24 protein-coding genes and 1 pseudogene are annotated in these 24,397 nt (G+C 62.0%); 8 read left to right on the forward strand and 17 right to left on the reverse strand.

Annotated elements, in window-relative coordinates:
- Positions 1–2: 2 nt before the first annotated feature.
- The 6 genes from HDG34_RS20770 to HDG34_RS20795 all read right to left on the reverse strand — a co-directional run bounded on the left by HDG34_RS20770 (position 3) and on the right by HDG34_RS20795 (position 5,035).
- Complete coding sequence (locus tag HDG34_RS20770; protein ID WP_184061961.1) at positions 3–857, reverse strand: SDR family oxidoreductase; 855 nt, start codon at positions 855–857, stop codon at positions 3–5.
- 44 nt (positions 858–901) lie between these two features.
- Positions 902–1,717, reverse strand: a complete 816-nt coding sequence (locus tag HDG34_RS20775) for an enoyl-CoA hydratase/isomerase family protein (RefSeq protein WP_184061962.1) — start codon at positions 1,715–1,717, stop codon at positions 902–904.
- 17 nt (positions 1,718–1,734) lie between these two features.
- Positions 1,735–2,541 (reverse strand): enoyl-CoA hydratase/isomerase family protein, encoded by an 807-nt coding sequence (locus HDG34_RS20780; protein ID WP_184061963.1) that lies wholly within the window; start codon positions 2,539–2,541, stop codon positions 1,735–1,737.
- A gap of 11 nt (positions 2,542–2,552) precedes the next feature.
- Positions 2,553–3,353 (reverse strand): enoyl-CoA hydratase/isomerase family protein, encoded by an 801-nt coding sequence (locus tag HDG34_RS20785; protein WP_184061964.1) that lies wholly within the window; start codon positions 3,351–3,353, stop codon positions 2,553–2,555.
- 105 nt (positions 3,354–3,458) lie between these two features.
- Complete coding sequence (locus HDG34_RS20790) at positions 3,459–4,610, reverse strand: thiolase (RefSeq protein WP_184061965.1); 1,152 nt, start codon at positions 4,608–4,610, stop codon at positions 3,459–3,461.
- A gap of 59 nt (positions 4,611–4,669) precedes the next feature.
- On the reverse strand, positions 4,670–5,035 hold the full coding sequence (locus HDG34_RS20795) for a Zn-ribbon domain-containing OB-fold protein (RefSeq protein WP_184061966.1): 366 nt from the start codon (positions 5,033–5,035) through the stop codon (positions 4,670–4,672).
- Positions 5,036–5,422: 387 nt separating this feature from the next.
- On the opposite strand from HDG34_RS20795, the gene HDG34_RS20800 reads away from it, so the two are divergent.
- The 5 genes from HDG34_RS20800 to HDG34_RS20820 are packed head-to-tail and all read left to right on the forward strand — an operon-like array spanning position 5,423 to position 9,991.
- Positions 5,423–6,586, forward strand: a complete 1,164-nt coding sequence (locus HDG34_RS20800) for an acyl-CoA dehydrogenase family protein (RefSeq protein WP_184061967.1) — start codon at positions 5,423–5,425, stop codon at positions 6,584–6,586.
- A 49-nt stretch (positions 6,587–6,635) separates the two neighbouring features.
- Positions 6,636–7,112 (forward strand): MaoC/PaaZ C-terminal domain-containing protein, encoded by a 477-nt coding sequence (locus tag HDG34_RS20805; protein WP_090808761.1) that lies wholly within the window; start codon positions 6,636–6,638, stop codon positions 7,110–7,112.
- A gap of 2 nt (positions 7,113–7,114) precedes the next feature.
- On the forward strand, positions 7,115–8,368 hold the full coding sequence (locus tag HDG34_RS20810) for a CaiB/BaiF CoA-transferase family protein (protein WP_184061968.1): 1,254 nt from the start codon (positions 7,115–7,117) through the stop codon (positions 8,366–8,368).
- 38 nt (positions 8,369–8,406) lie between these two features.
- Positions 8,407–9,171 carry a glucose 1-dehydrogenase gene (locus HDG34_RS20815; protein WP_184061969.1) on the forward strand — a complete coding sequence of 255 codons (765 nt, stop codon included), beginning with the start codon at positions 8,407–8,409 and terminating at the stop codon, positions 9,169–9,171.
- 43 nt (positions 9,172–9,214) lie between these two features.
- Positions 9,215–9,991 (forward strand): enoyl-CoA hydratase-related protein, encoded by a 777-nt coding sequence (locus tag HDG34_RS20820; RefSeq protein WP_184061970.1) that lies wholly within the window; start codon positions 9,215–9,217, stop codon positions 9,989–9,991.
- 68 nt (positions 9,992–10,059) lie between these two features.
- On the opposite strand, the gene HDG34_RS20825 is transcribed toward HDG34_RS20820, so the two are convergent.
- The gene (locus HDG34_RS20825) at positions 10,060–11,169 is read right to left on the reverse strand and encodes a hypothetical protein (protein WP_184061971.1); all 1,110 of its coding nucleotides are present in this window, start codon (positions 11,167–11,169) and stop codon (positions 10,060–10,062) included.
- A 224-nt stretch (positions 11,170–11,393) separates the two neighbouring features.
- Here HDG34_RS20825 and HDG34_RS20830 point away from each other — a divergent pair, with 224 nt between their 5' ends.
- Positions 11,394–12,329: a FadR/GntR family transcriptional regulator gene (locus tag HDG34_RS20830; RefSeq protein WP_184061972.1), complete on the forward strand. Its 936-nt coding sequence runs from the start codon at positions 11,394–11,396 to the stop codon at positions 12,327–12,329.
- A gap of 67 nt (positions 12,330–12,396) precedes the next feature.
- Here the strand turns inward: HDG34_RS20830 and HDG34_RS20835 are convergent, their stop codons facing one another.
- From HDG34_RS20835 to HDG34_RS20865, 7 genes are all read right to left on the reverse strand, one after another.
- A complete protein-coding gene (locus HDG34_RS20835; RefSeq protein ID WP_184061973.1) occupies positions 12,397–13,389 on the reverse strand; it encodes a nitronate monooxygenase family protein in 993 nt (330 codons plus the stop codon).
- A gap of 21 nt (positions 13,390–13,410) precedes the next feature.
- Entirely contained in the window at positions 13,411–14,190 is a 780-nt protein-coding gene (locus tag HDG34_RS20840; RefSeq protein ID WP_184061974.1) for an SDR family NAD(P)-dependent oxidoreductase, read from the reverse strand.
- A gap of 55 nt (positions 14,191–14,245) precedes the next feature.
- Positions 14,246–15,004: an enoyl-CoA hydratase/isomerase family protein gene (locus tag HDG34_RS20845; protein ID WP_311734816.1), complete on the reverse strand. Its 759-nt coding sequence runs from the start codon at positions 15,002–15,004 to the stop codon at positions 14,246–14,248.
- A gap of 114 nt (positions 15,005–15,118) precedes the next feature.
- Positions 15,119–15,856: an enoyl-CoA hydratase gene (locus HDG34_RS20850; protein ID WP_184061976.1), complete on the reverse strand. Its 738-nt coding sequence runs from the start codon at positions 15,854–15,856 to the stop codon at positions 15,119–15,121.
- Between the two features lie 19 nt (positions 15,857–15,875).
- Complete coding sequence (locus HDG34_RS20855) at positions 15,876–17,036, reverse strand: acyl-CoA dehydrogenase family protein (RefSeq protein ID WP_184061977.1); 1,161 nt, start codon at positions 17,034–17,036, stop codon at positions 15,876–15,878.
- 78 nt (positions 17,037–17,114) lie between these two features.
- A complete protein-coding gene (locus HDG34_RS20860) occupies positions 17,115–18,326 on the reverse strand; it encodes an acyl-CoA dehydrogenase family protein (protein ID WP_184061978.1) in 1,212 nt (403 codons plus the stop codon).
- A 19-nt stretch (positions 18,327–18,345) separates the two neighbouring features.
- The gene (locus tag HDG34_RS20865) at positions 18,346–20,277 is read right to left on the reverse strand and encodes an AMP-binding protein (RefSeq protein WP_260321268.1); all 1,932 of its coding nucleotides are present in this window, start codon (positions 20,275–20,277) and stop codon (positions 18,346–18,348) included.
- A 322-nt stretch (positions 20,278–20,599) separates the two neighbouring features.
- Here HDG34_RS20865 and HDG34_RS20870 point away from each other — a divergent pair.
- Positions 20,600–21,097 (forward strand): annotated as a pseudogene (locus HDG34_RS20870) (MBL fold metallo-hydrolase); the annotation flags it as partial.
- Between the two features lie 87 nt (positions 21,098–21,184).
- Here HDG34_RS20870 and HDG34_RS20875 read toward each other — a convergent pair.
- Positions 21,185–22,162, reverse strand: a complete 978-nt coding sequence (locus tag HDG34_RS20875; RefSeq protein ID WP_184061979.1) for a nitronate monooxygenase family protein — start codon at positions 22,160–22,162, stop codon at positions 21,185–21,187.
- 193 nt (positions 22,163–22,355) lie between these two features.
- On the opposite strand from HDG34_RS20875, the gene folE reads away from it, so the two are divergent.
- On the forward strand, positions 22,356–22,991 hold the full coding sequence (folE, locus tag HDG34_RS20880) for a GTP cyclohydrolase I FolE (protein ID WP_184061980.1): 636 nt from the start codon (positions 22,356–22,358) through the stop codon (positions 22,989–22,991).
- 102 nt (positions 22,992–23,093) lie between these two features.
- On the opposite strand, the gene HDG34_RS20885 is transcribed toward folE, so the two are convergent.
- Both HDG34_RS20885 and HDG34_RS20890 read right to left on the reverse strand, forming a co-directional pair.
- Positions 23,094–23,636: a nuclear transport factor 2 family protein gene (locus HDG34_RS20885; RefSeq protein WP_184032187.1), complete on the reverse strand. Its 543-nt coding sequence runs from the start codon at positions 23,634–23,636 to the stop codon at positions 23,094–23,096.
- A gap of 11 nt (positions 23,637–23,647) precedes the next feature.
- Complete coding sequence (locus HDG34_RS20890; RefSeq protein ID WP_184061981.1) at positions 23,648–23,962, reverse strand: hypothetical protein; 315 nt, start codon at positions 23,960–23,962, stop codon at positions 23,648–23,650.
- Positions 23,963–24,397 lie beyond the last annotated feature (435 nt).

Raw genomic sequence — 24,397 nt, forward strand, 5'->3', positions numbered from 1 at the left:
GTTCAACCCTTGCGAGCGTGGGCGCGCATGGCGTCCCATTGCTCGTCGGTCCAGTCCTGCATCGCGCGGAAGGTCGGGCCGCCAACACCCTGCATCCAGCGGCCGCCGTCGATCACGATCATGTCGCCGGTGATGTAGCCGGAGCCATTGGACGCCAGATAAGCGTAGAGATTGGCAAGTTCCGCGTGATCGCCGAAGCGCCTCAGCGGCACCGAGCGCTCCTGCGGCTCGACCTGCGAGCCCGGCGGGTACAACTGCTCCCATGCGCCCGGCGTCGGGAACAGTCCGGGCGCCACCGCGTTCAGGCGAATGCCCTTCGGGCCCCACTCGACCGCAAGGCTGCGGGTCATGGCGAGAATACCCGCCTTCGCGGCCGCGGACGGCACGGTAAAGGCCGAGCCGGTCATCGTGGGCGTCGATACGGTACTGATCACGTTGCCCGGGTGACCCGCGTCGATCCAGCGCTTGCCCGCCGCGATCGTGCAATAGAAGCTGCCGTGCAGCACGATGTCGAGCACCGCATCCACCGCGCGCGCCGACAGGCTTTCCGTGCGCGCGATGAAGTTGGCCGCCGCGTTGTTCAGCAATACGTCGAGCGGACCATCCCGCCAGATGGTCTCCATCATCGACTCGACGGACTCGGCGCTGCGCACGTCCGCCTGCACCGTCGTGACACGCGCGCCAGGCACGACGCCGCGAAACTCGTCGGCCGTCGCGTCCAGCACTTCCTTGCGGCGACCGCAGATGACGAGATCGGCGCCCAGTTCGAGGTAGCGCAGGCCGATACTCTTACCAAGGCCGGTGCCTCCTCCGGTGATGAGGATTCTTTTGTTCTTCAGCAGGTCAGGCGTAAACATATGCGTTGAACTTCCAGTAGGGACAGCAACGGAGAATGGCGGCGTCAGGCACCCGTGAAAACCGGCTTGCGTTTTTCCATGAAGGCCGTCACCGCCTCCGCGTGGTCGCTCGTTTGACGGGTCAGCGGATTGAGGTCAGTTTCGAGGCGGCATGCGTCTTCGATCGAATTGCCCGCATTGACGAGGCTCGCCTTCAGGAGCGCCAGCGTCACTGGCGGATAGTTCGCGAAGCGCGCCGCGGCCTCGATCGCCGCATCGAGCGCGCCGCCGCTCGCGACCACCTCGCTGACCAGGCCGATGCGGCGCGCCGTGGCCGCGTCGATGACATCGCCTTTCAGCATCAACTCACGCGCCTTGCTGCCGCCGACCTTTTGCGGCAGCGTCCATAGAATTCCCGTGTCGGGAAGCAGTCCGACCTTGCCGAACGCACATGAGTACTTCGCGGTATCGGCACCGACCACGACATCGCATGCAGCCGCCAGCGACAGCCCCGCTCCATAGCACGTGCCCTCCACCGCCGCGACGACCGGCTTCGTGCCCGTATAAATCAGCTTGAACAGACGCACGCCCACCGCGATACGCTCACGAAGCGCCAGCAACTGTAGAGTGGTCGCGTGCATTTCGGACAGGTCGCCGCCCGCGCAAAAATGGCCGCCCGCGCCTGTCAGCACAATGGCGCGCGTTTGCGGATCGTCGTGCATCAGCCGGTGCAAGACCTCGGTCAGCGCAACGCGCATCCTCATGGAGAACGCGTTGCGGCGCTCGGGGTAGTTCATCGTGACAATGCTCACGTCGCCTTGACGGCGCACCTGCACGATCTCGTCGGCGCCCGCGGCTTTTTCCTTCTGCTCGATACTCATCGCCTTGCTCCCCGCGCTCACTCACCCGTGAAGACCGGTTTGGTCTTTTCCATAAACGCCTTGCAGGCAGCCTGATGGTCTTTCGACTGACGCAGGATGGGCTGATAGTCGATCTCGGCTCGCAGCGCGCCTTCCATGGTCGTCGCCGCGTTGGTCAGCGCGTCCTTCAGCAGCGCCACGCCGAGCGGCGGCAAGTCGGCAAGACCGCGCGCAACTTCGATTGCCTTTGCGCGCGCAGTACCCGGCCCGACGACTTCGTTGGCAAGGTGAATCGTGCCGGCCTTGTCGCCGTCGATTTCCGTGGCGAGCGAGAGCATCTCCCTCGCGCGAGCCATGCCGATGCGCTTCGGAAGCGTCCACAGAATACCGGTGTCCGGAATCAGGCCGACGCGCAGAAACGCCGCGCAAAAGCGTGCATTCGATGCAGCCACGACATAGTCGGTCGCGACCGCGAGCGACAGCCCGGCGCCGAAGGCTACGCCTTCCACGGCCGCCACGACCGGCTTGGGTCCCGCCTGCATTTCGCGCACTACCACGCACGACTCCGCCAGAATCTCGCGGCTTTGCAGGATCGTGCGCTGCGTCATCTCGGAGATGTCGGCGCCGGCGCAAAAGTGCTCGCCCGCGCCCGTCAGGACGATTGCCCGCGAGTCCGGATCGTCCACCATCAGCCGATGCATCGTGTCGCGCAACAACTGACGCATCTGACGTCCCATCGCGTTGCGGCGTCGGGGATTGTTTAACGTCACGATCGCGACCGGTCCCTCGCGGGTCACCTCGATCAGCGACGTCGTATCGTTTTCTGCCGTTTCTTTTTCGCTCATGTTGGCTTCCTTCAGTCGGCCACGAACACCGGCTTGCGCTTTTCCATGAAGGCGCTCACTGCCTCCTGGTGTTCGCGGCTGCGGCGCAGGATGGGCTGCAGGTTGACTTCCGCTTCGATGGCGTCGTCGAGCGTACGGATGCCCGTCGCGAGCGCGGCCTTCAGGTGCGCGGTGGCCACCGAGGGCAGTTCCGCGTACTGTTGCGCCACCTTCGAGGCCGCGTTCAGCGCCTCGCCGGGCTCGACGACCTGATTGGCAAAACCGGTCTCGCCCGCTTCGACGCCGTTGAACTCACGAGCACTCAACATGAGCTCGCGTGCAAGGCCACCGCCCACGCGCTGCGACAACGACCAATAGAGCCCCGTATCGGGCAGCAGTCCGACCTTGACGAACGCGCTCGCGTATCGCGCGGCCGACGATGTGACGACGTAATCGCAAGCGGCGGCGAGCGACAGACCGGCGCCAAACGCAAACCCTTCGACGGCGGCGACGATCGCTTTCGGGCCTTCCACCATCAGTCTGAAGATATCGAGCGGCAGTTCATTGCGCTGTCGATATTCGAGCACCTTGCGCGTCTGCATCTCCGAGATGTCCCCACCCGCGCAAAACGTATTGCCCGCGCCGGTCAGTACGATCGCACGGCAGGCTTCCTCGTGATGCATCAGGCGATAAAGCCGCGCGTACAACGTCTCGCGCATCTTTAGCGAAAACGCGTTTCGCCGTTGGGGATAGTTCAATGTGACGATCGCGATTGCACCGTCTTGCCGGACCTGTACGATCTCTGCTGCATCGCTGCTGGTCTCTTCGCTCATCTGTCCGTCTCCTGTCGATCGGGGTTAGCGCTTTAGCGCTTACTCCGATCCCATGCAAAGCTGTTGACAGTGACCCTGGCGGGCGGCGTGTCTTACAGCGTGTCTTTACAGGGTTTCCTGCGTCCCGAGAACCACCGTGGCCTGGCTCGAGAGCACACCACCGTTACCGTGCGCGATCGCCAGTTTCGCACCGGGTATCTGGCGCTCACCAGCGCGGCCCGTCAATTGCCGCATCGATTCTTCCATCAGGAACAGCCCATACATGCCGGGGTGAACGCAGGACAAACCGCCGCCGTTCGTATTGACCGCGAGCCGGCCGCCCGGCGCGATGCCGCCGTCTGAAACGAAGTGGCCGCCTTCGCCTTTAGGGCAAAAGCCGAGGTCTTCGAGAAACAGGATGGTGTTGATCGTGAAGGCGTCGTACAGCATCGCGACATCGATATCGTTCGCCTTCACGCCCGCCATTTGATACGCACGCCTGCCCGATTCCGCTGCGGCAGTCACCGTGAGATCCGGCATGCTCGCGATTTCGCGGTGCGAAGTGGCCGAAGCCGCGCCGAGCAGATACACCGGCTTGTCGGTGAGATCACGCGCTCGACCGGCGCGCACCATGACGATCGCTGCCGCGCCATCCGTCACGAGGCAGCAATCGCGCACGGAAAGCGGATCCGACACGAGGCGCGCGCCCATCACGTCGTCGATCGACATGGGCGCGCGCATATACGCATCCGGATTCAGTTGCGCCCACTTGCGCGCGGCGACGGCCACCTCGGCCAGATGCTCACGCTTCGTGCCGTACTGATGCATATGACGCGCCGCCGCAAGCGCATACGACGACACCGGATTCATCGGCTTATACGGGCTCTCCCACGGCGAAGGACGCGACGACTGCACGAGCTTGCCCGCCGCGCTGCGCTGATTGCTCCCATATGCAATCAAGGCAACATCGATCTGTCCCGTACACAACGCCATGGCCGCCGTGTGCGCGTAGATTTCGAACGCCGATCCGCCGCTTCGGTTGTTGTCGGTGAACTTCGGGTTAATACCGAGGTATTCGGCAAACGTGAGACCCGACAGCATGTCGTCCGGCGTGCACACGAAAAGGCCGTCTACATCGCCAGGCGTAAGTCCCACCTGGGCGAGCGCGTCAACGGACGCACGCGCAGCAAGGTCCAGCGACGACAAGCCAGGTGCTTCCCCCATCCCATAGGTGGCGCCCGCCACCAGTGCGGTACGCCCGCGCAAGTTGAATTCCATTCGATCTACCTTTCATCGGTGTGACCGGCTGTTGACGGCCGGCTGCGGGTTAGCGGGCGTCAGGCTGGTTCGAACACAAGCAATGCCGCTTCCCCTCGGTACACGATCTTCGCCTGCACCGGCATGCCAATGCGCACGGCCTCCGGCTCGATGCCCTCCACACAACTCAGCATGCGCACACCTTCTTCCAGATCGATCACTGCGACGTTGTAGCTGGGCGTGGGCGATTTCTGGCGCACCACGGTAGTGGAATAAACCGTCCCCTTCCCGCAGGCTTCGACCCACTCCAGATCGCGCATCCCGGTAACCGGCTCAGCCACCCGCGGGTAGAAGACATAGCGGCCGCTGCCGCGGCTGCGCTGGATCATCAAGCGGCCCTCGGCCAGGAATTTCTGATAATCGACTTCAGGACAAAGAGAGTCCATTCCCCGCTCCTCCAAATCGTTTTGCCATGGGCTCGCGCCGAATCGAGCCGTTCTGTCGGGCCAAAATTGAACAAATAACCGAACACTGTTCCAAATATTAAACGCACTGGGAGCGCGCTGTCAACGGCGGGAAAGCCCTGCCGTGCCCCGCCGCGCAAGGCTGAAACTACATCCCGACCAAATTCCCGACGCACCTCGGACAAACCCGCGGGAGCCGGTTTCAGAGCTTGACGATCACCCGGCCCTTCGTTTAATTTATCGAACATCGTTCATAAACGTGAAGACTTCGAATGTGATCAGGAAGTGGTCGGCGGGGGCGACGTATCCCCACTCCGGAGACGAATCCGCGGGGCCGGCCCGAAAAAACCGTTAGCAAGAGAGCTCGAAGTGACATACGAACTAACAGACGACCAGCTTCAGATCCGCGACCTCATCCGTCGCGTCGCAAGGGAGCGCGTGGCGCCGCGGGCCGACGAGATCGACCGTACGGCCGGGTATCCGCACGACATGTACGCACTGCTCAAGGAACTCGGCCTCTTCACGTTGCCGTTTCCTGAAGCGTATGGCGGCGCCGGCAGCGTGATGTCGGCCTGCATCGCCGTCGAGGAGTTCGGGCGGGTTTGCTACAACACGGGCTATCTGCTGGTCGTGCAATGGACACCGTTCGGAGCCATTCTTGAAGGCGGCACGGAAGAGCAGAAGGCTCGCCTGCTGCCGGGTCTCGCCTCCGGTGAGTTGCGCGGTGCGCTGTCCATTACCGAGGCTCAAAGCGGCTCCGACGTTTCGGGCATTCGCACGACAGCGCGCCGCAAGAACGGCGGCTATGTGCTCAACGGCTCAAAGATCTGGTGCACGAATTCGCATATCGCCGACTTCATTCTCGTCGCCGCCAGGACGCTCGACGAGGAAGGACAGGCGCTCGGGATCAATCTTTTCATCGTCGATCGCAACACGCCGGGCCTGACGATCGGCAACGAAGAAGACAAGATGGGCGCGCGCGGCGTGGCGTCGTGCCCCCTTTACTTCGACGATGCCTTCATCCGCGCGGAAGACCGTCTCGGGCCGGAAGGCGGCCAGGGGTTCAAGGTGGCCATGGAGGCGCTCAACACGAGCCGTCCCATCGTGGCCGCGCGCGCGGTTGGCATCGCGCAGGGCGCGATCGATCACACCGTCAAATTCATTCAGGACCGCGTTGCATTCGGCCAGAGCATCAGCAACTTTCAGGGTGTGCGCTGGATGATCGCTGACATGGTCACCCAGACCGAGGCCGCGCGCCAACTCGTCTATCGCACGGCGTCGCTCGTCGATGCGGGCGTTAGCGGCCGTGAACTCGCCCCAATGGCGGCGATGGCGAAGATGTTCGCGTCGGATGTCGCCATGAAGGTCGCGACCGATGCCGTGCAGCTATTCGGCGCCGCAGGCATCTCCAACGAGTACCCGATCAACCGTTATTTCCGCGACGCGAAGGTGGTGCAGATCATCGAAGGCACCAACCAGATCCAACGCAACATCGTCGCGGACAGCGTGCTAGGCCGCATCAAGAAGAACTGACAACGACAGCTCAGCTAACAGCCGAGCCGACAACGACAGAGGACAGGCAATGGAAGAAATCGAAACGGTTGGTCTGGGAATTCACTGGGAGGACCTGCCCGTTGGACGCAAGTTCAAGACCGTGGGCCGCACGGTGACCGAAACGGATGTCGTGAACTTTGTTTCGGTGACCGGCATGCTGGAAGTTCTGTTCACCAACACTGAGTTTCTTCGCGAGCAGTCGGCCATCAAGGGGCGCGTCGCGCCGGGCGCGCTGGTCTTCACGCTGATGGAAGGGCTGCTCACGCAGGCCACCATGCAGGGCGTCGGCTTCGCGTTCCTCAACATGGAACTCGACATCAAAGGCCCGACCTATGTGGGCGACACGATTCACGTGGAATGCGAGGTGATCGAATGCAGGCCTAGCAAGGGGCGCCCCGGACTTGGGCTGGTGCGCACCCGTAACCGCGTGATCAGGCAGGACGGCACGGAAGTGATGGTGTACACGCCGCTCAGACTCGTTAAAGGCAAGGAATACAAGGCCTGAGCATGGAAAATCCCCAACAACCCCTCGAACCGGCGACCGGCCCGTTAGCCGGTGTCCGCGTGATCGACCTGACCATCAACGTGCTCGGTCCGGTCGCCACGCAGCTACTCGGCGACATGGGCGCGGACGTCATCAAGATCGAACCGCCCGAAGGCGACCAGAACCGCAAGAATGGCCCTGGCCGCAATCCCGACATGGCAGTGTTCTATACGATCATGAACCGCAACAAGCGCAGCGTGATCCTGAACCTGAAGCAGGCCGAATGCCGCGAAGCGCTGCTCAAGCTCGTCGAGACCGCCGACGTCATCGTGCACAGCATGCGCCCGAGTGCCGCCGAGCGCCTCGGCATCGACTATGAAACCGTGCGGGCGCGCAACCCACGCATCGTGTACGCGTCGGGTGCCGGCTATCGAATCGACGGACCCTACAAGGACCGCCCCGCTTTCGACGACGTGATTCAGGGTGAAACCGGCATTGCCGCGATGAACCGCGACGCGGACGGCTCGCCGCGATACTTCCCCACCGTGATCGTCGACAAGTTCTGCGGCTACGTGCTGGCGTCGTCAATCGGCATGGCGCTCTATCACCGCGAGCGGACCGGTGTCGGCCAACTCGTCCACGTGCCGATGTTCGAAACGATGCTGCAATTCAATCTTTTCGAGCATCTTTGGGAAGGTGCGCTGGGCTCCAATGACGGAACCGGCCTGGGCTATCCGCGCATGTTCTCGCCGCACCGCCGGCCCTACGCGACAAAAGACGGGCATATCTGCCTGCTCGCCGTGAATAACGAGCAATGGCGCCGCGTGCTGTGCGCAATCGATGCAGCGCATCTGCTCGACGACCCGCGCTTCCACCACATGGCCGAGCGTATGCGCAACATCAGCGAGCTGTATCGCATCGTCGGCGACGCCATCCGCAACAAGACGACTGCGGAATGGAATGCGATCTTCGCCTTGGCGGACGTGCCGCACGGTCCCGTGCGCGACCTGAAAGACCTGATGCACGACGCGTACATCAAGGAGACCGGGTTCTTCCAGCGCTTCGAGCACCCGACCGAGGGCGACATGGTCATGACCTCGATACCGGTGCACTTCTCCGAGTCGCCCGGCAACGTTCGCTATCTGCCGCCGAATCTCGGCGAGCACAGCATCGAGGTTCTGGTCGAAGCGGGATATAGCGCGGACGAAGCGAGCGCTCTCCTCGCCCTGGCCACAGGAAGGGGCGAAGCCGTATCGGAAGCGCTGAGCAAGGATTAACTGGCGCGACAGCGCCTCGCACATCACGGAGGGAATCAATGAAGGGGCTCAAGGAGAAGGTCGTCGTCGTCACTGGCGCGGCAGGTGGGATCGGTTCCGCCATCAGCAGACGATTCGGCGACGAAGGTTCGACCGTCGCGCTGTTCGACCTGAACGAAGAAGGCGCCGTGCGTGTCGCGGCGGAAATCGAGGCGGCGGGCGGCAAGGCGCGAGCCTACCGCGTCGACATCACGGATCACGAAGGTGTGCATGCTGCGGTGGCGAGAGTCGAGGAAGAACTGGGACCGATCGAGGTTCTCGTGAACAACGCCGGCTGGGACATGGGTGCGTTCTTCCTGCAAACCGAGAAACCGTTCTGGGACAAAGTGGTGGCGATCAATCTGTACGGACCGCTGAACATGCACCATGCCGTGCTGCGACGGATGGCCGAACGTGGCCGTGGCCGCGTCGTCAACATCTCGTCGGATGCGGGACGCGTGGGCTCCTCGATGGAAGCGGTGTACTCGTTCTGCAAAGGCGGCCTCATCGCCTTCACGAAGACGATGGCACGCGAAATGGCCCGCCAGATGATTCCCGTCAACGTCGTTTGCCCCGGCCCGACCGCGACCCCGCTTCTCGACAACCTCGCGCAGGGCGAGAAAGGCGAGCGCATCAAGGCCGCCCTGGTGAAGGCCGTGCCGTTCGGCCGCATGGGCGAACCTGGCGACATCCCGGGCGTGGTGGCCTTTCTCGCGAGTGACGACGCCGCGTTCATCAGCGGTCAGGTCATCAGCGTGTCGGGCGGTCTGACGATGGCTGGATAAACGGCAGCGCGAACGCAATCAATCAACAACATTGGAATACGACATGGAATTCAAGGACATCGGCTATCAGGAGGCGGACGGGGTCGCGACGATCACCATCGATCGCCCGAAGGTGTACAACGCATTCAGCGCCAACACCGTCGAGGAGCTCATCAAGGCCTTCGGCCTCGCGGGATGGAACAAGGATATCGGCGTCGTGGTGCTCACGGGCGCCGGCGACAAGGCGTTCTGCACGGGCGGCGACCAGTCCGGCGACGGCTACAACGGGCGCGGCACAGTCGGTCTGCCGATCGAGGAACTGCAAAGCATCATCCGCGACATTCCGAAGCCCGTGATCGCACGCGTGAACGGCTATGCAATCGGCGGCGGCAACGTGCTGGTGACGCTCTGCGATCTCGCCATCGCTGCCGAGACCGCGGTCTTCGGTCAGGTCGGCCCGAAGGTCGGGTCGGTCGATCCGGGCTTCGGCACCGCCTACCTCGCGCGCATCGTCGGCGAGAAGCGCGCGCGCGAAATCTGGTACCTGTGCCGCAAATACAGCGCTAAACAGGCGCTCGACTGGGGTCTCATCAACGCCGTCGTGCCCGCGGAACAACTCGACGCCGAAACGAAGAAGTGGTGCGACGAGATTCTGCAGATGAGCCCTACCGCTATTGCGCTCGCCAAGCGCTCGTTCAATATCGATACCGAGAACATCCGCGGCATCGGCGCGTTCGCGATGCAGGCGCTTGCGATGTACTACGACACCGACGAATCGAAGGAAGGCGGCAATGCGTTCCGCGAAAAGCGCAAGCCGGAGTTTCGCAAGTACGTGAAGTGACCGGCGCAAATGCCGGCAGGGCGACGCTCGGCTTCGGCGTCGCCCTTTGCGCATACGCGCGCCGAAGTTCAGTATTTGCGGAAGTTCACGCCGACACGCGTGCCAAGCCCCGGGAGCCGGTTGATGGGGCGGCTGCCATGCTCCGGGGCGGCTTCGCCCCATGCGAACCACACGTCAGGCTCGCGCGCATCGCCCACGCGCCGCCAGCGGCCGTCCACCTGCGGATTCTTGAGCGTCCCGAGACCGACCAGACGCCCGCGCGGATCGGGCATGAATTCCCACTCTTCGCCGAACGCTGAGTAACGGATGCCTTCCTGCCAATACCCATTCGCGCCGAAATCGATGGTGCCCGTCACGTCATAGGTAAAGCGCACCTCGCCTTTCTCGTTGCCGAGAATCGCGAAGCCGAACATGTCGTTACCTAGCGTGAAGTGCCCGAAGTCGATGCTGCCATCCTTATAACGCGTCGCCCACGTGTACCAGACGAGTTCCAGCTTCTCCTGCACCAGCGCATCTTTCGTCTTGTAGATCTCGCCGCCCTCGTACATATGGATCGGATCGAAGCCGATCATGCCGCGGACCTTCTTTCCGAGTATCGTCCCTTCCATCTCGAAGATGTTCGCGACGTAGTACATGCCCGCGTCGCGGCCCGGCAGATACCAGTGCATGCCGGGCTTGACGAGCTTGCCCTTGATATCCATGCCGTTCTCTTCGTACCAGCTGCAATCCTCGGGCGTCCAGCTGACGTGAAAGCGATTGCCGGGCGCCTGCGGGTGGCTTCGCCAGTGGATGCGCTCCTCTTCGAGCGTTCTTGCGAATCCATCGTTCGGCACCGATTCCTTGCCTACCGGATGCATATGCATGCCGTCGTCGTGGCCGAGCGTCGTGCACAGGTAGAAACGCCGCCGCGTGTCCTTCGCGTCGGTCCGCAGGCCAGCGGGAATCCGCCGCATCGGGCAATAGATCTCGCCATCCTCGTCGCGCAGCGTTCCCCACAGGTAGAGCGCTTCGGGCGGCATGCCGAAGTAGGCGCGGTTGGACAGCATGTCCTCGATGGTGGGCTCGAAGGCGCTGACAAGAGGCTGCCAGCCAAAGTCGCCGCGGCGCGGCATGGATAGTTTGGTGTCGCTCATGGTCGTTACACCCGTCACGATGGTGAAGTAGTTGGAGCGGCTCACTATAGGTATCCTCGCGCGTGGCTGAAAACCGGTCGATCCGCTCGCTTGGCCAGGAGCACGCCCGGCGCGCGATCAGCACAGGGGCACAGGAGCTAACGTATTGATTTACCGGCTTTCTCTGCGGTCCGGAAACGCGCGCTGCCTGCGCGCACGAAAGCTTCGTTACACGTAACGATCATGTGCGATATATTGAACGACGTTCGCATTTAATACTGATCCCGGACATGCCAAAGTCGTCTGCCGAACGCGTCGCCGCTTATCGCACCCGCAAGAAGGCCGAAGGCATGGTGAGCCTGACACTGGTCGTCCCGGCAGCCGACGTCGCCCTCTTCAGCCAGTTCGCCGCGCAACGCCGCGAAAAGCTGCGCGACAACATGCATCCTGGCCAAGCCCCGCGCCAGCAGTGGCTCTCGATGCTGGCCGCGATGACGCCTGCGCTGCCCCCAACTGCCGAGTCGCGCCGCAAGCGCAATGCGATCGGCGCACCGATCACGCGCGCGCAGACGCTCTTCATGGCGCTGCTGAAACACATCATCGATCTGGGATGGCCGGCAGGACTACCGCTCGGCTCCGAGCAGGAATTGATGAAGGTCCATGGAGTAAGTCGCGCTGCGTTGCGCGGAGCGATCCGCTTGCTCGAGCACCACTGCATCGTGAGGGTGCAGCGCGGCACCGCAGGCGCCGTGATCGTCGCCCAGCCGGACCTGAGCGCGACGATGCAGGCAGTCAGCGTCTATCTGGAGTATGCGGGCATCGCGCCGCGCGATATTCTCGCGACGCGCCGCACGCTCGAACTGGCCGCCATGGATCTCGTCATCGAACGGCTCGACCATGAAGGTGAGCGACGCGTGCTCGACCAGGTTCAGGCCGAGGCGCCACTCGACGGCCGTGCCGGCGCCGATGAGTTGCTGCGATTTCATTTCCTGCTCGCTGAACTTTGCGGCGATCCCGCACTGCGTCTCTTCGACGGCATCGTCCTGCAACTTGCCGATGCGCATTCCACGTTTCATCGGCGCAGCCGAACGGACCGCGACCGCGTCGTGGCGAGGATCAAGGAATACCATCGCGAGATCGCGTGCGCGATCATTGCCCGCGATAAAGAGCAGGCTCGCAGGCAAATGGCCGACTACATCGCGGGGATCAGGACGTGGCTGGAGTAGCGGCCGCGCTGCACTTGCCTGTCCGCCTCAACGATCACCGATCCCGATCCGTCGCCGTGCTAGCCATCTACGGCGTCAGCGTGCTCAGCCGGTTCGACGCCGCCACCGCGTCGTCGATCATCTCGTCGAAAATTGCCTCGACCTTCCTGACCGCGTCGGCAAACACCGCGGCATGCCCATAGTCGATCATGCCCTTGCGCGTGTCGCCGGTCACGTAAGCCTGGTGCGCGAGTGCGCCCATCACGTGAGGGCGGAACCGCTCGAACTCGCTCACCTGCGCGCGATCCAGTTCCATGACCGCCTCGGCGCTCTCGTTGCGCAGCACACGGTGATGATCGCGAATCGCAGACTTGACCACGACGCTTTCGCTGCCGTCGCCCGCCACCACCTTCGCCTTGACTTCAGGATGAATCCACAGCTCCTCGGCGACCATCATGCGCGTGCCCATGATGACCGCGTCGGCGCCCATCGCCAGCACGCCCACAAGCTGCCGCCCGGTGCCGATGCCGCCGCCGATCACAACCGGCAGGCCAATCTCCCGCGGCGCCTGCGCGGCCTGCACGATGCTACCGATCTGGTAGATGCCTGGATGGCCGCCGCACTCATTGCCGACGACGATCACACCGTCGACGCCCATCCGCACCGCCGTATGTGCATAGCGCACAGCGGGCACCTTGTGCAAAACCTTGATGCCCGCCTCCTTGAGCAACGGCACGACCGCTTCGGGGCTCGCACCGGCGGTCTCCACGCAGGCAACGTTCTCTTCGATCAGAATGCGGATCTGTTGCTTGACGCGCTCCACTCCGCCCGCTTGCCGCGATATGTAGAGATTGACGCCGAAATTCTTTGCACCGGTGAGTTCACGACAGGTGCGCAACTCGTTGCGGAATTCGTCGGAATCAGGAAAGCCCGCGCCGACGATAAAGCCCATGCCGCCTGCGTTGACGACGGCCGCGACATACCGTGCGTCGGACACGCGCGGCCCAAGACCGCCGCAAAGTATCGGGTGACGAATGCCGAGCAGATCGGTGATTCGCGTCCTGAACATCTGGGGGCGCACGATGTCCTTCCCTCCTGCAGGTCAGCGAAACGAGATCGTGTGGCCGCCATCCACCGCGATCGTCTGGCCGTTGATATAGCCGCCCGAACGCGATGCGAGCATCACGGCTAGCCCGGCGATCTCGTCGACCTCGCCGAAGCGCTGTGATGGATTGCGACCCCGGTACCATTCGACCATCGCCTCGTCCTCCCATTGCGATCGCGCCATCTCGGTCTTGAAGGTGCCAGGCGCGATGCAATTGGCAGTGACACCCTTTGCGGCGAATTCCATCGCGAGGTTTCTCACGAGCTGCATGTCGGCGGCTTTGGTGAGCCCGTAGGTTCCCGTCACGGCATCGCCGAACAGGCCAACCACGGATGCCACCGAAATAAAGCGCCCATAGCCACGCTCGATCATGCCGGGCACGGTCATCTGCGCGAGCCAGATATTGCTCTGGACGTTGACCTGCATGAACTTGTTGAACGTTTCGTCTTGCAGATCGAGTGCCGAGCCTATCCACGGGTGAATCGCCGCATTGGCCATCACGATGTCGACCCTGCCCCACTCGCCGTTCGCCGCAGCCACGAGACCTTGCAACTCCGCTTTTCGGCCGATGTTGCAGGCAAACGGCAAGGCCACCCGAGTTCCGACCTTTTCGTTGATGGCTTGCGCGGCGGTTTCGCAGGCGTCGGCGTTACGGCCTGAAACGACGACCTTGGCGCCGTGTTCCGCCATGCCGAGCGCACTGGCATAGCCAATGCCGCGACTCGATCCGGTGACGATTGCGACCTTGTCCGTGAGGTCAAAAAGCGATGAGCGCATACGTACTCCGCAGAAAAGGAGGCTTGTCGATGAAAGCAAGGTTCACCGGTCAGGATCAGGCTTGCTTGCGTTTCTGCTGGGCGATGAACGCCGACGCGATCTCGTGATGCTCGTCGCTGAGCGTCGCCTCCAGTTGGCGTGCGAGGGTCGTGTCGAGCATCTGGGCCGCACTGCGATGGAGATGCAGGTTCATCAGCTTCTTGGTTTCGCGCAGTGCGTGGCGCGGTTGCTTGAGCAGCTTTTGCGCAAGAGTCGTAGCCTCTTCCATCAGCTTGTCGGGTTCGACAACGCGATTGGCCAGACCGAAATCAACGGCTTGCTGCGCTGTGATGCGATCTCCAGTAAAGATCAGTTCTTTCGCCCGCAGCAGACTGGTATAGAGCGGCCACGACACGGAGATCCCATCTCCGACGACGAGACCAATGTTGATATGCGGCTCGGCGAGAAAAGACTTCTCCGACATCAGAACGATATCGCACAGCGTAGCCATCGTCGCGCCCCAACCGACGGCTGGCCCGTTGACGGCGGCAATCAGAGGAATCGGCACGTCGATGAAACCGTGGATCGTTTGCCGCGCGTTCTCCTGCACGTTGCGCGCAAAATCGGGGTCGTCGAGCGTCTTGACGAAGTGATTCATGTCTCCGCCGGCGCTGAACGCCCTTCCCGCACCGGTGAGAATCCCGACGCGCGCCTCGGGATCCGAGGCTAGCGCAGCAAACAGCTTGGGGTAACTGAAGAGCATCTCGGTGGTCGACGCGTTCAGATCGTCTGGTCGATTGAGCGTAATGATCCGCAGGCCGCCGTCGACCGTCACCTGAATGTCGTCTGGAAGATCGTAGAGATTTGCCATGCGAGTCCCCTCAGGGCGAAATTGTTGATTGAGCCAGCGTCACGGCCCTCGCGTCGCGCGCTTCGCTCAGGCAAGCGATTATTTCCCCACCTGCCACGCCATGCCGCCGCTTTGCTTTCTTTGCGCCAATGCCGCCTTCTCGATCCGCAACGCCTCTTCCAGCGAAGCTAGCGCACCCTGATCGATCACGCGCTTGACTGTCGCGACGAGCTCGGGGCGGCGGCTCGCAATCGTCTTCGCTAGTGATGCTGCCCGCTCCATCAGTTGCTCGTGGCTGACCACTTCGTTCACGAGGCCGATGCGCAACGCGGTGGCCGCGTCAATCGGATCGCTCGTCAAGCTGAACTGCTTCGCCCACCGCGGACCCACGATATACGGCAACCTCGCGGTCATGCCGCCCCCCGCGAGCGCGCCGATTTTCGTGTGCGTGTCGGCAAAGCGCGCACGCTCGGACGCGATGATGAAATCGCACCCCATTGCAAGTTCCAGCCCGCCTGTAACGGCAGCGCCGTTGACCGCCGCGATTACCGGCTTGGTGATGCGTGGCCACATATCGATCATGTCCGCGACCCGCGTGCGCGGCGCATCGGGCGCGGAAAAATCATTCAGGTCGAGCCCAGCGCAAAAGGCCGGATCGGCGCCCGTCACGATAAGGACGCGCAGACTTTGGTCCGCTTCGAAACGATGCAATGCGTCGACCAGCGCTTCGGTCAATGCGAGGTTCAGTGCGTTGCGGGCCGCGGGCCGGTTCAGTGTCAACGTGAGGACCGTTCCGTCACTCTGCACGCCGAGCAGATCGGTTGCTTTTGCGTTCATGGCAATGCCTCGAAAGGGTTCACGCCGCCGCGACCATTGCCTCGTGCTGAATCTGGCGTGCGTAGCGATTCAGGTGATAGTCCGCGTTGCCGAACAATGCGTCGAGCACCAGATGACGGCGATAGTGATGGCCCACCTTGTATTCATCCGTGATGCCGTAGCCACCGTGCAACTGGATACCCTGTTGCGTGACGAACTTCGCGCTACGAGTGGTCTGTGCCTTGCAGCCCGAGATTTCGACGCTCCGGTTCTCCCTGTCCTCGCTGATGGAGAGCAACGCACGGTGCAGTGTTGCGCGCGCCTGCATCGCTTCGATCGCCATGTCGGCCATCCGGTGTTGCAGCGCCTGGAAGCTGCCAATCGCCACGCCGAACTGCTTGCGCGTTTTCAGGTATTCCGACGCGAGCTCGATAGCGTCTTCCATATCGCCCACCAGTTCGGCACAGATCGCAACGACCGCTTCGTCAACGGCGGCCTGCAGTCCTTCGAACGCTCGCCCAGCCTCACCCAGAACATTCGATTCTGCGACGATCACACCATCGAGCAGCAAGTCGGCAGATGGCGTGCCGTCGAGCAACGCGCAAGTCTTCAGCGTCACGCCTGCCTGCTTCGGATCGACGACGAAAACCCCGATGCCGTCCGTGGCATCGGCTGCACCCGCCGCTCGAGCGACGACGAGCAGACGGTCTGCAACGGGCGCTCCAACCACGAGCGTCTTATAGCCGTCCAGCCGCCAAGACCCGTCCTCTGTCTTCTTCGCGGTGGCCGTCACGTAATGCACCTGACCCCGCGCCTCGCGCTCACTCTGCGCGACCGCATAGACAGTCTCGCCCGAAACGATCTCGCCAAGTATCGCCTCGCGCTGCCCGTCTCGCCCGCAGCGCGTGACAAGCGACGCAGGAAACACACCACACATCACGTATGGCTCCAGCACCAGCGCGCGCCCGATCTGCTCGGCCACGATGGCGCTTTCGACTGACGAGAAACCGAGCCCGCCCAATTCATCCGGCACCGCGACACCGAGCCAACCCATTTCGCCGAACCTACGCCACGTCTCGCGCGAAAATCCGCCTCCTTGCGAAGCAAGATTGCGGCGATGTTCGAACGTATAACTCTTTTGCAAGAAGCGTTGCGCGCTTTCCTGCAACATCCGCTGTTCGTCGCTCAACTCGAAGTCCATGCTGCACCCTCTTTATGCCGGCAATTGATGCGATCCCACGTCTCGGGGATCGAAGACCGTTCGTGACTCGATATGGCGTCAAAGATCGAACAGTGCTTTGGCGATGATGTTTCGCTGAATTTCGGCCGTCCCGCCATAGATCGAGCAAGCCCGCCGATAGAAGACCTCTGCCGCCAGGCCTGGCGCGTATTCAGGTCCGATGAACTGGGCTTCGCGCAGCTCTCGCTCTTCATTCGGATCGGGATAGAACACGGCGCCGTAATCGCCGATCACCTCCAGCAGCATCTCCGTGAGCTTCTGATGAAGTTCGGATCCGCGCACTTTGAGCATGGATCCGATCGCCATACCGCCGCTGCGCTCGTCTATCCCTTGATGCAGGATTTTCTGCACCGCCATGTCGATCGCGCGAACCTCCAATTCGTGCTGCGCGAAACGTGCCGCAAACGTCGGATCCTGGATCAATGGCTTGCCGGCCATCCGTTCGCGCGAGGCGTAGTGCCGGATCTTGCGCAGATAGCGCTTGAGGGCAGGCGCTTCAGCGCCAAGAAACGCCCGCTCGTTAAAGAGCAGAAACTTGGTGTATCCCCACCCCTTGTTGACCTCGCCGATAAGGTTTTCAGCAGGCACACGCACGTTGTCGTAGAAGACTTCCGCCAAGTGATGGCACCCATCGAGCGACGCGATCGGCCGCACGGTAACGCCCGGCGACGACATGTCGAGCAGCAGGAAGGAAATGCCCTTTTGTGGCTTCGCTTCGCTATCCGTGCGGACCAGCACGAAATTCCATTGACCGTAGGCGCCGAAGCTGGTCCAGATCTTCTGTCCATTGACGATGTAGTGGTCTCCATCGAGAACCGCCGTCGTACGTAGCGATGCAAGATCGGAACCCGAGCCCGGCTCTGAAAAACCCTGTACCCAGAACACTTCACCACGCTGAATAGGAGGAAGAAAGCGCCGCTTCTGCTCTTCGTTGCCAAACTCGCAAATCACGGGTCCGACGAGCGACACGCCCGCCTGATTCTGTATCGGTGCGCCTGCCAGATAGCATTCTTCCTCGAAGATGTAACGCTGCATCGCGGTCCACCCCGTGCCGCCGTCAGCAACCGGCCAATGCGGCACTGACCAGCCGTGCGTTTCGTGCAAGATGCGAGTCCAGCGCTGTGAATCGTCGTCACCTGCCAGAAAGCCCTGCTGCCCGCGAAAGGCCAGGTCGGCGGGCAAATGCTCGTTGAGGAACGCACGAACTTCTTTGCGGAACGCGATGTCCGCGGGATCTACGCGAAAATCCATGGTTTAGCTTCCAGCGTTTTCAGTACGTTGAACCGCGGCGCGCGCCTCGATCTGCGCCCGCTGCTGCGCCAGCGTTGCCGACCAATGTGCGCGGCGTGGGCGGCACGCAATAAAGCTCGTCCACGACACCGCGCCGTCGCTCGAGCACATTGCGTTGGCTGATTGCGCTCTTTGCACTCAATTCGCCGTTATCGAGCGTCGGCTGCTCGCTTTCGAGCACGATGCGCGCAATGCGCGTAGAGCTGCCGCCAGGACGCACGGCGAGCTGGTCGAGTCCGGTCTGGAAGAACGCGCGCACGCCGCGGCTGTTGACAATCTGGTCGGCGCCCGGCATCGGATCGTGAAGGTCGTCGCAAAGCGCACGGCACGCTTCGATGTCAGGGAAGACGAGCGCGCTCAGGTAGTCGCGGTCGTGCCCGGCAATCACGATATCCCGCGCATACGGGCCCCACACGTTCAGCGCGTACAGTCGCAACTCGGCGACGTTGACCCAGGTGCCCGAGGACAGCTTGAAATTTTCCGCAATGCGTCCGTCGAAGCGCAGTCCCAGTTCGAGGCGCTGCGGGTCGATGAACGTTGCTGCGTCACCGGAGCGGAAATAGCCTTCCTCGTCGAACGCGGCGGCGGTGCGCTCGGGATCTTTCCAATAGCCGGGCGTCACACAGTCGCCGAGGAAACGGATTTCCAGCTTCGCGCCGACCGGCGCCACCTTCACTTTGACGCCGGGCACGGGCAACCCCGCAATCGCTTCGCGTCGCGGATCCCAGGCCGCCGATAGCGGCGTTGGGCCTGCTTCCGTGCTGCCGATGCCCGACATGATGAGCACACGCTGGCCGATGGTACGCACCGCGAGCTCGTCGAGTTGAGCCCAGATGTATTTCGGCAGACTTGCGCCGCCGTAGTAGATGAGCGCGAGTTTGCTAAAGAATTTCTCGCGCAGTGCCTTGTCCGCCTGCAGATGCGGAATGAGCGAGGCCAATCCTTGCGGCGTATTGAGGTAGACCGCCGGCGCGATTTCACGCAATGCCTGCACCGTCGGGCCAATTTCCTCCGGCGTTGGCTTGCCTGGGTCCAGGTAGTAAGTCCCCCCCCCGTACAGCACCATGCCAAAGTTATGCGTGCCGCCAAAAGTGTGATGCCAAGGCAGCCAGTCGACGAGATCCGATGGCCCGTCCTGAAGAAACGCGAACACCTGGGCGACTTGCTGTCGATTGCTGCACAACATGCGCTGCGGATAGATCACGCCTTTCGGTACGCCTGTCGTTCCCGAAGTAAACATGATCTTGCCCACGGTATCCGGGCCGACTGCCTTGAACGCCTTGTCGACGTCGGCTGTAACCGGCGTCTTCAGCCACTCCCCGACGCGCGAACCGCCACGACCCTCCGGCAACGGACCGACGACGACACATTCCACGTCGCCGAACACCTCACGCAATGCGCGGCCATACTGCGCGCCGTCCTCCGCGAAGACGAGGCCGGGCGTGCATACGGCCGCGAGTTGCCTGAGCTTCGAAAAGTCCTGCGACAACAGCGAATACGCGGGCGTCACCGGGATATAGGGAATCCCGACGTGCAATGCGGCGAGCGCGAAGAGCGCGTGTTCAAAGCTTCGATCGGAAAGAATCATCAACGGACGAGACGGCGACAATCCTCGATCGAGCAGCGCCTGCCCCAGCGCACGCGCACCGTCGAACGCCTGGCGGTAGGTCAGAGACTCCCATGACTTGCCCTCCGGCGTCCGCCGCGCAAGCAACGCGCGCTCGGGCGTGACGCTCGCCCAGTGTTCGAGCCGCTCCGTCAAGCGGACGGGATACGCCTGGAGCGGTTCCTTCAGTTCATACACCACGCTTCCGTCTGGCCTTCGCTCGACGATGGCATCCATGCTGCCGACGCGAATCGGGCGAAACGGCACATCCATCAGCGCATCGTGCGAAGCCGTACCTGCATCCATCTGAGTCGTCCTGTTGTTATCTGGCAAATCATGTCCCGCGAGCGCTCGCATCGCCTTCCGATACCTGGAAATGTTGCGGGCCAAGTTCAACCAATAATTGAACGTCGATCATCTAGTTGAACCAGAATAACGCGAAATCCCAGCCACGTCTATCCGTCGTCACCCACGAGGAAGCCTGATAGCACACACGCAATCTGGCGCGAATGACGCGCGCAATGTCCGGCACGATCGCAGCTTTGCGCATCGCACAACAACGTGGACAGAAAACAAAAATTGCGCTAATTTCTGAACGCCATTCTCATTGTTAAACACGACACCGGGATTGCTCGATGGCGATGTGCTGACACTTGCGCATGACGGCGAGACGCATCGATTGCTGGTCGTCTCGACACCGGGGCACGCAAGCAACCACGTGTGCCTGGTCCTTCTTGAAGACGGACTGCTATTCAGCGGCGATCACATTCTGAATGGCAGCACGACCATCATCGATCCTCCCGACGGCAACATGACGGCGTACCTTACGTCACTCGACCGGGTGAACGCGATCTGCACCGAACGTGACATCGACTTTATTCTGCCCGCCCATGGGTACGTGCTGGACCGACCGCATGACCAGATCGCCCGCCTCAAGGCACACCGTCTCGCCCGGGAAGCAAAGATCGCCGGCGCGGTAAAGGCACTGCCGACCGGTTCGATCGACGACTGGCTGCGTCTTGCTTATACCGATGTTCCCGAAAGGCTCTGGCCAGCGGCATCCCGGTCGCTGCTGGCGCATCTCGAACGACTCGACGAACAACGTCGTCCGACTTCGCAGGCCTGATTGCGATCGTCATGCATGCATCGGCTGCCACGTCCGCTAAAACCGGGGGCACGGGCAGCCTTGTTCGACGGCCGTCTTGTTGCGGACTCAGCTCGCTTCTACAAGCGCGGCCAGCCGGCCATGAATGAGTGCGCGCGCCTCGGCGACCATCCGACTCACGAGTTCCGCGCAGGTGGGAATGTCCTCGATAAGCCCGATTGCGAGGCCAGCCGGAAACGTTCCGTCTTCGGTGTCACCCGTCTCGTACACTCGCTTACCGCGCTCACCGCTCACCAGCGGCTTGAGATCCGCAAACGTCACACCCTCTTTTTGCTCGAGTTCCAACACTTGCTCCGCTACCGAATTCCTGAAGATACGCGACGTGTTCTTCAGCGTGCGGAAGATCAACGCCGTATTGCGCTCGTCATGCTCTACGAGCCTGCGCTTGACGTTCTCGTGAATCGGCGCCTCCCGCGTTGCCATGAAGCGCGTACCCATATTGATCCCATCCGCGCCGAGCGCGAGCGCGGCGACCATGCCGCGCGCATCGGCAATGCCGCCTGAAGCAAGCATCGGAATACGCAGTTTCGCGGCCGCGGCCGGCAACAGGATCAGATTGGGCACGTCGTCCTCGCCCGGATGTCCGGCGCACTCGAATCCGTCCACGCTCACGGCGTCGCAGCCCAACGCCTCCGCTTTCAGCGCGTGACGCACCGACGTGCACTTGTGGATGACCTTGATTCCCGCAGCCTTGAATGCGGGCATATATGGCTCGGGATTGCGTCCCGCCGTCTCGACGATCTTCACACCGTTCTCCACGACCGCTTGCACGTACTCGTCGTACGGCACTGGCTTGATCGTCGGCAGAATGGTCAGGTTGACGGCGAACGGCTGATCCGTCATTGAGCGAACCCGAGCGATCTCGTTGCGCAGCGCCTCGGGCGTGGGCTGCGTCAGAGCGGTGATGGTGCCGAGCGCACCGGCGTTCGAGACGGCGGCGGCAAGTTCAGCTCGACCCACCCACATCATGCCCCCTTGAACAATGGGGTATCGAATCCCAAGCAGCTCTGTAATGCGCGTTTTCATGTGCTGATCCCTGTGTAAGTGCAACCTGATCTTTCGACCGGCAATGGTCGAACGTCGCGTGCAAGATGCGCCGGTAGTTTGTATTTACGAACACCGTGCAATTATATACACTTCCTCCACATCGCCGACACTCGTGTGCCGCACTCGCGGACGCCGATGCGATTGCACGAGGCATGAATGATCAGGAGAGTTGATGAACAAACGAGACAATCAGCTTGGCGCTGAGGAAGTGTCGATTCGCCCCACGCCGGACGAGGCGGAACAAGCCGTGCGCACGCTGATCCGATGGGCCGGTGACGATCCCGAAAGGGAAGGTCTCATTCAAACACCTGCACGGGTCGCGCGCGCATACCGCGAGTTCTTCTCGGGCTATGACTCCGACCCGATGCAGATTCTCGCCACCACGTTTTCCGAAGTGGATGGCTACGACGAGATGGTGGTGCTAAAGGACATCCGTTTCGAGAGCTACTGCGAACACCATATGGTGCCTATCATCGGACGTGCGCACGTTGCCTACTTGCCCGAGCATCGCGTGGTCGGCATCTCCAAACTCGCGCGCCTCGTCGATGTCTATGCCAAGCGCCTACAGATTCAGGAGAAGATGACCGTTCAGATCGCCGATGCGCTGAACACCGTGCTTCAACCGAAGGGAGTCGCTGTCATTCTCGAAGCCGCGCATCAGTGCATGAGTACGCGAGGCGTGCACAAGCCCGGCGCATCGCTGGTGACGAGCCGAATGCTGGGCGCATTCCGTGACGATCCTTCCACCCGCCGCGAGTTTCTGTCGATTGTCGGTCACAGCACGATTGCGCCATTACCCAATAGCTGAAAGCCAACGTCGGCTTGCTGCCGACGTTGGCTTTCATGGCAAATCGATGCTGGTATCCGTGGTGCCGTGGTGGCAAGCGTCGTTGCAGGCTTGCGTCTGGCCTTAAACCTCGCTGGGTTGGCGCGTCTTTAAAGGCCGTTCGTAAGAGACGTCTTCACGATTTCGTGCACTGACGCCATTGCCCATCAGGATTTCGCGCCACGCAGTGGGCACTTCCGCAGGGGTCAGTTCGTTGATCGCTTCGGAGATGCAGACACGGGCGGCAATCGCCCACACGCCATCACGCTTTTCGAAGCGGTCGATATAGCGCCCCACCGCTAGCGTGTCTGGCTTGACGCGATTTTCTCCGAAGAAAAGCCAGTACGTCTCCCCGTGCGCCTCGTCGCCCTGCAATTCGACGCTGTGATTGAACACCATATGGTGGTGCGACAACTGATGCTCGGTATGGTACGCAAAGGCCCAGTCGACGAATTCCTCTGCATCCCCGACGAATGCACCGTGGTCGTCGATTGCGTCCGGATGGTACGCCGACAGCGTCAACTTCCGGTCCATGCGATCGACCCCGCGGCAATAGCGGTGTACGCATTCGAGTATGTCCTGCTTATCCAACAGTGCTTCGACGCGCGCGCTCAGTTCTTCATTCATGGCTTCTACCGTTAGATAGTCATGGCGACAAAAAAGACGACCGCACCGATCACGGCGCCAATGAAGCAACAACCCTCGCCTGTCGACAAATCGGCTTCCTGCGCTCGCGCACGGCTCGCGATCGCACATCCGATGACGCCCGCCAATGCCGTCGCCCCGAGCACCGCAAACATCATCACGACGTCGAAGAGTGCGGACCGGCCTAGCTCTTCCATGCGCACATCGCGTTGCAGCAGCCAGACCGCCGCCGCCGAAATCGACAGGAGAATGAGTGGGAGCCATACTCTACGCGCTTCCCGAGCGCTCTCGCGAGTCAGCGTTTTCATCGCGCCCGGCCCTCCGTCCGCAGCTTGCCCAGAGCACGAGGCGCCACCGCGCCCAACACGCGCGCCGCCCAATTCGATTGTTTTGCGCGAGCCGATTCGTCCGACGACGGAGCGCCCTTTTCAGCGCGCTGGCGACGATAGTCGTACGTATAGTCTGCAAGAGGACCACGTAAATCGCTGTCGAGAAAGTACATCGCATGTCTCCGATCAGGCTTATGCTCTCGGGCGCTTGCATGGCGCCTCTTGATGGACATCCTATGCCATGGAATATGGTTATGCAACACGTCGTTCAATTAATGGCGTCGGTGTTTTCACTACCCGACAAGGCACAGACCGACGCGCATGCGCGAGCGCCCGCTGCACACACATGGACGTGTGTGCGAACGGGTCGGCAATCAATCGGGGAAAGGGAATGGCAGCGCCAAGCCGCGTGCT

Origin of the sequence: Paraburkholderia sp. HC6.4b, assembly GCF_014200875.1 — a bacterium.
Taxonomy (GTDB): domain Bacteria; phylum Pseudomonadota; class Gammaproteobacteria; order Burkholderiales; family Burkholderiaceae; genus Paraburkholderia; species Paraburkholderia tuberum.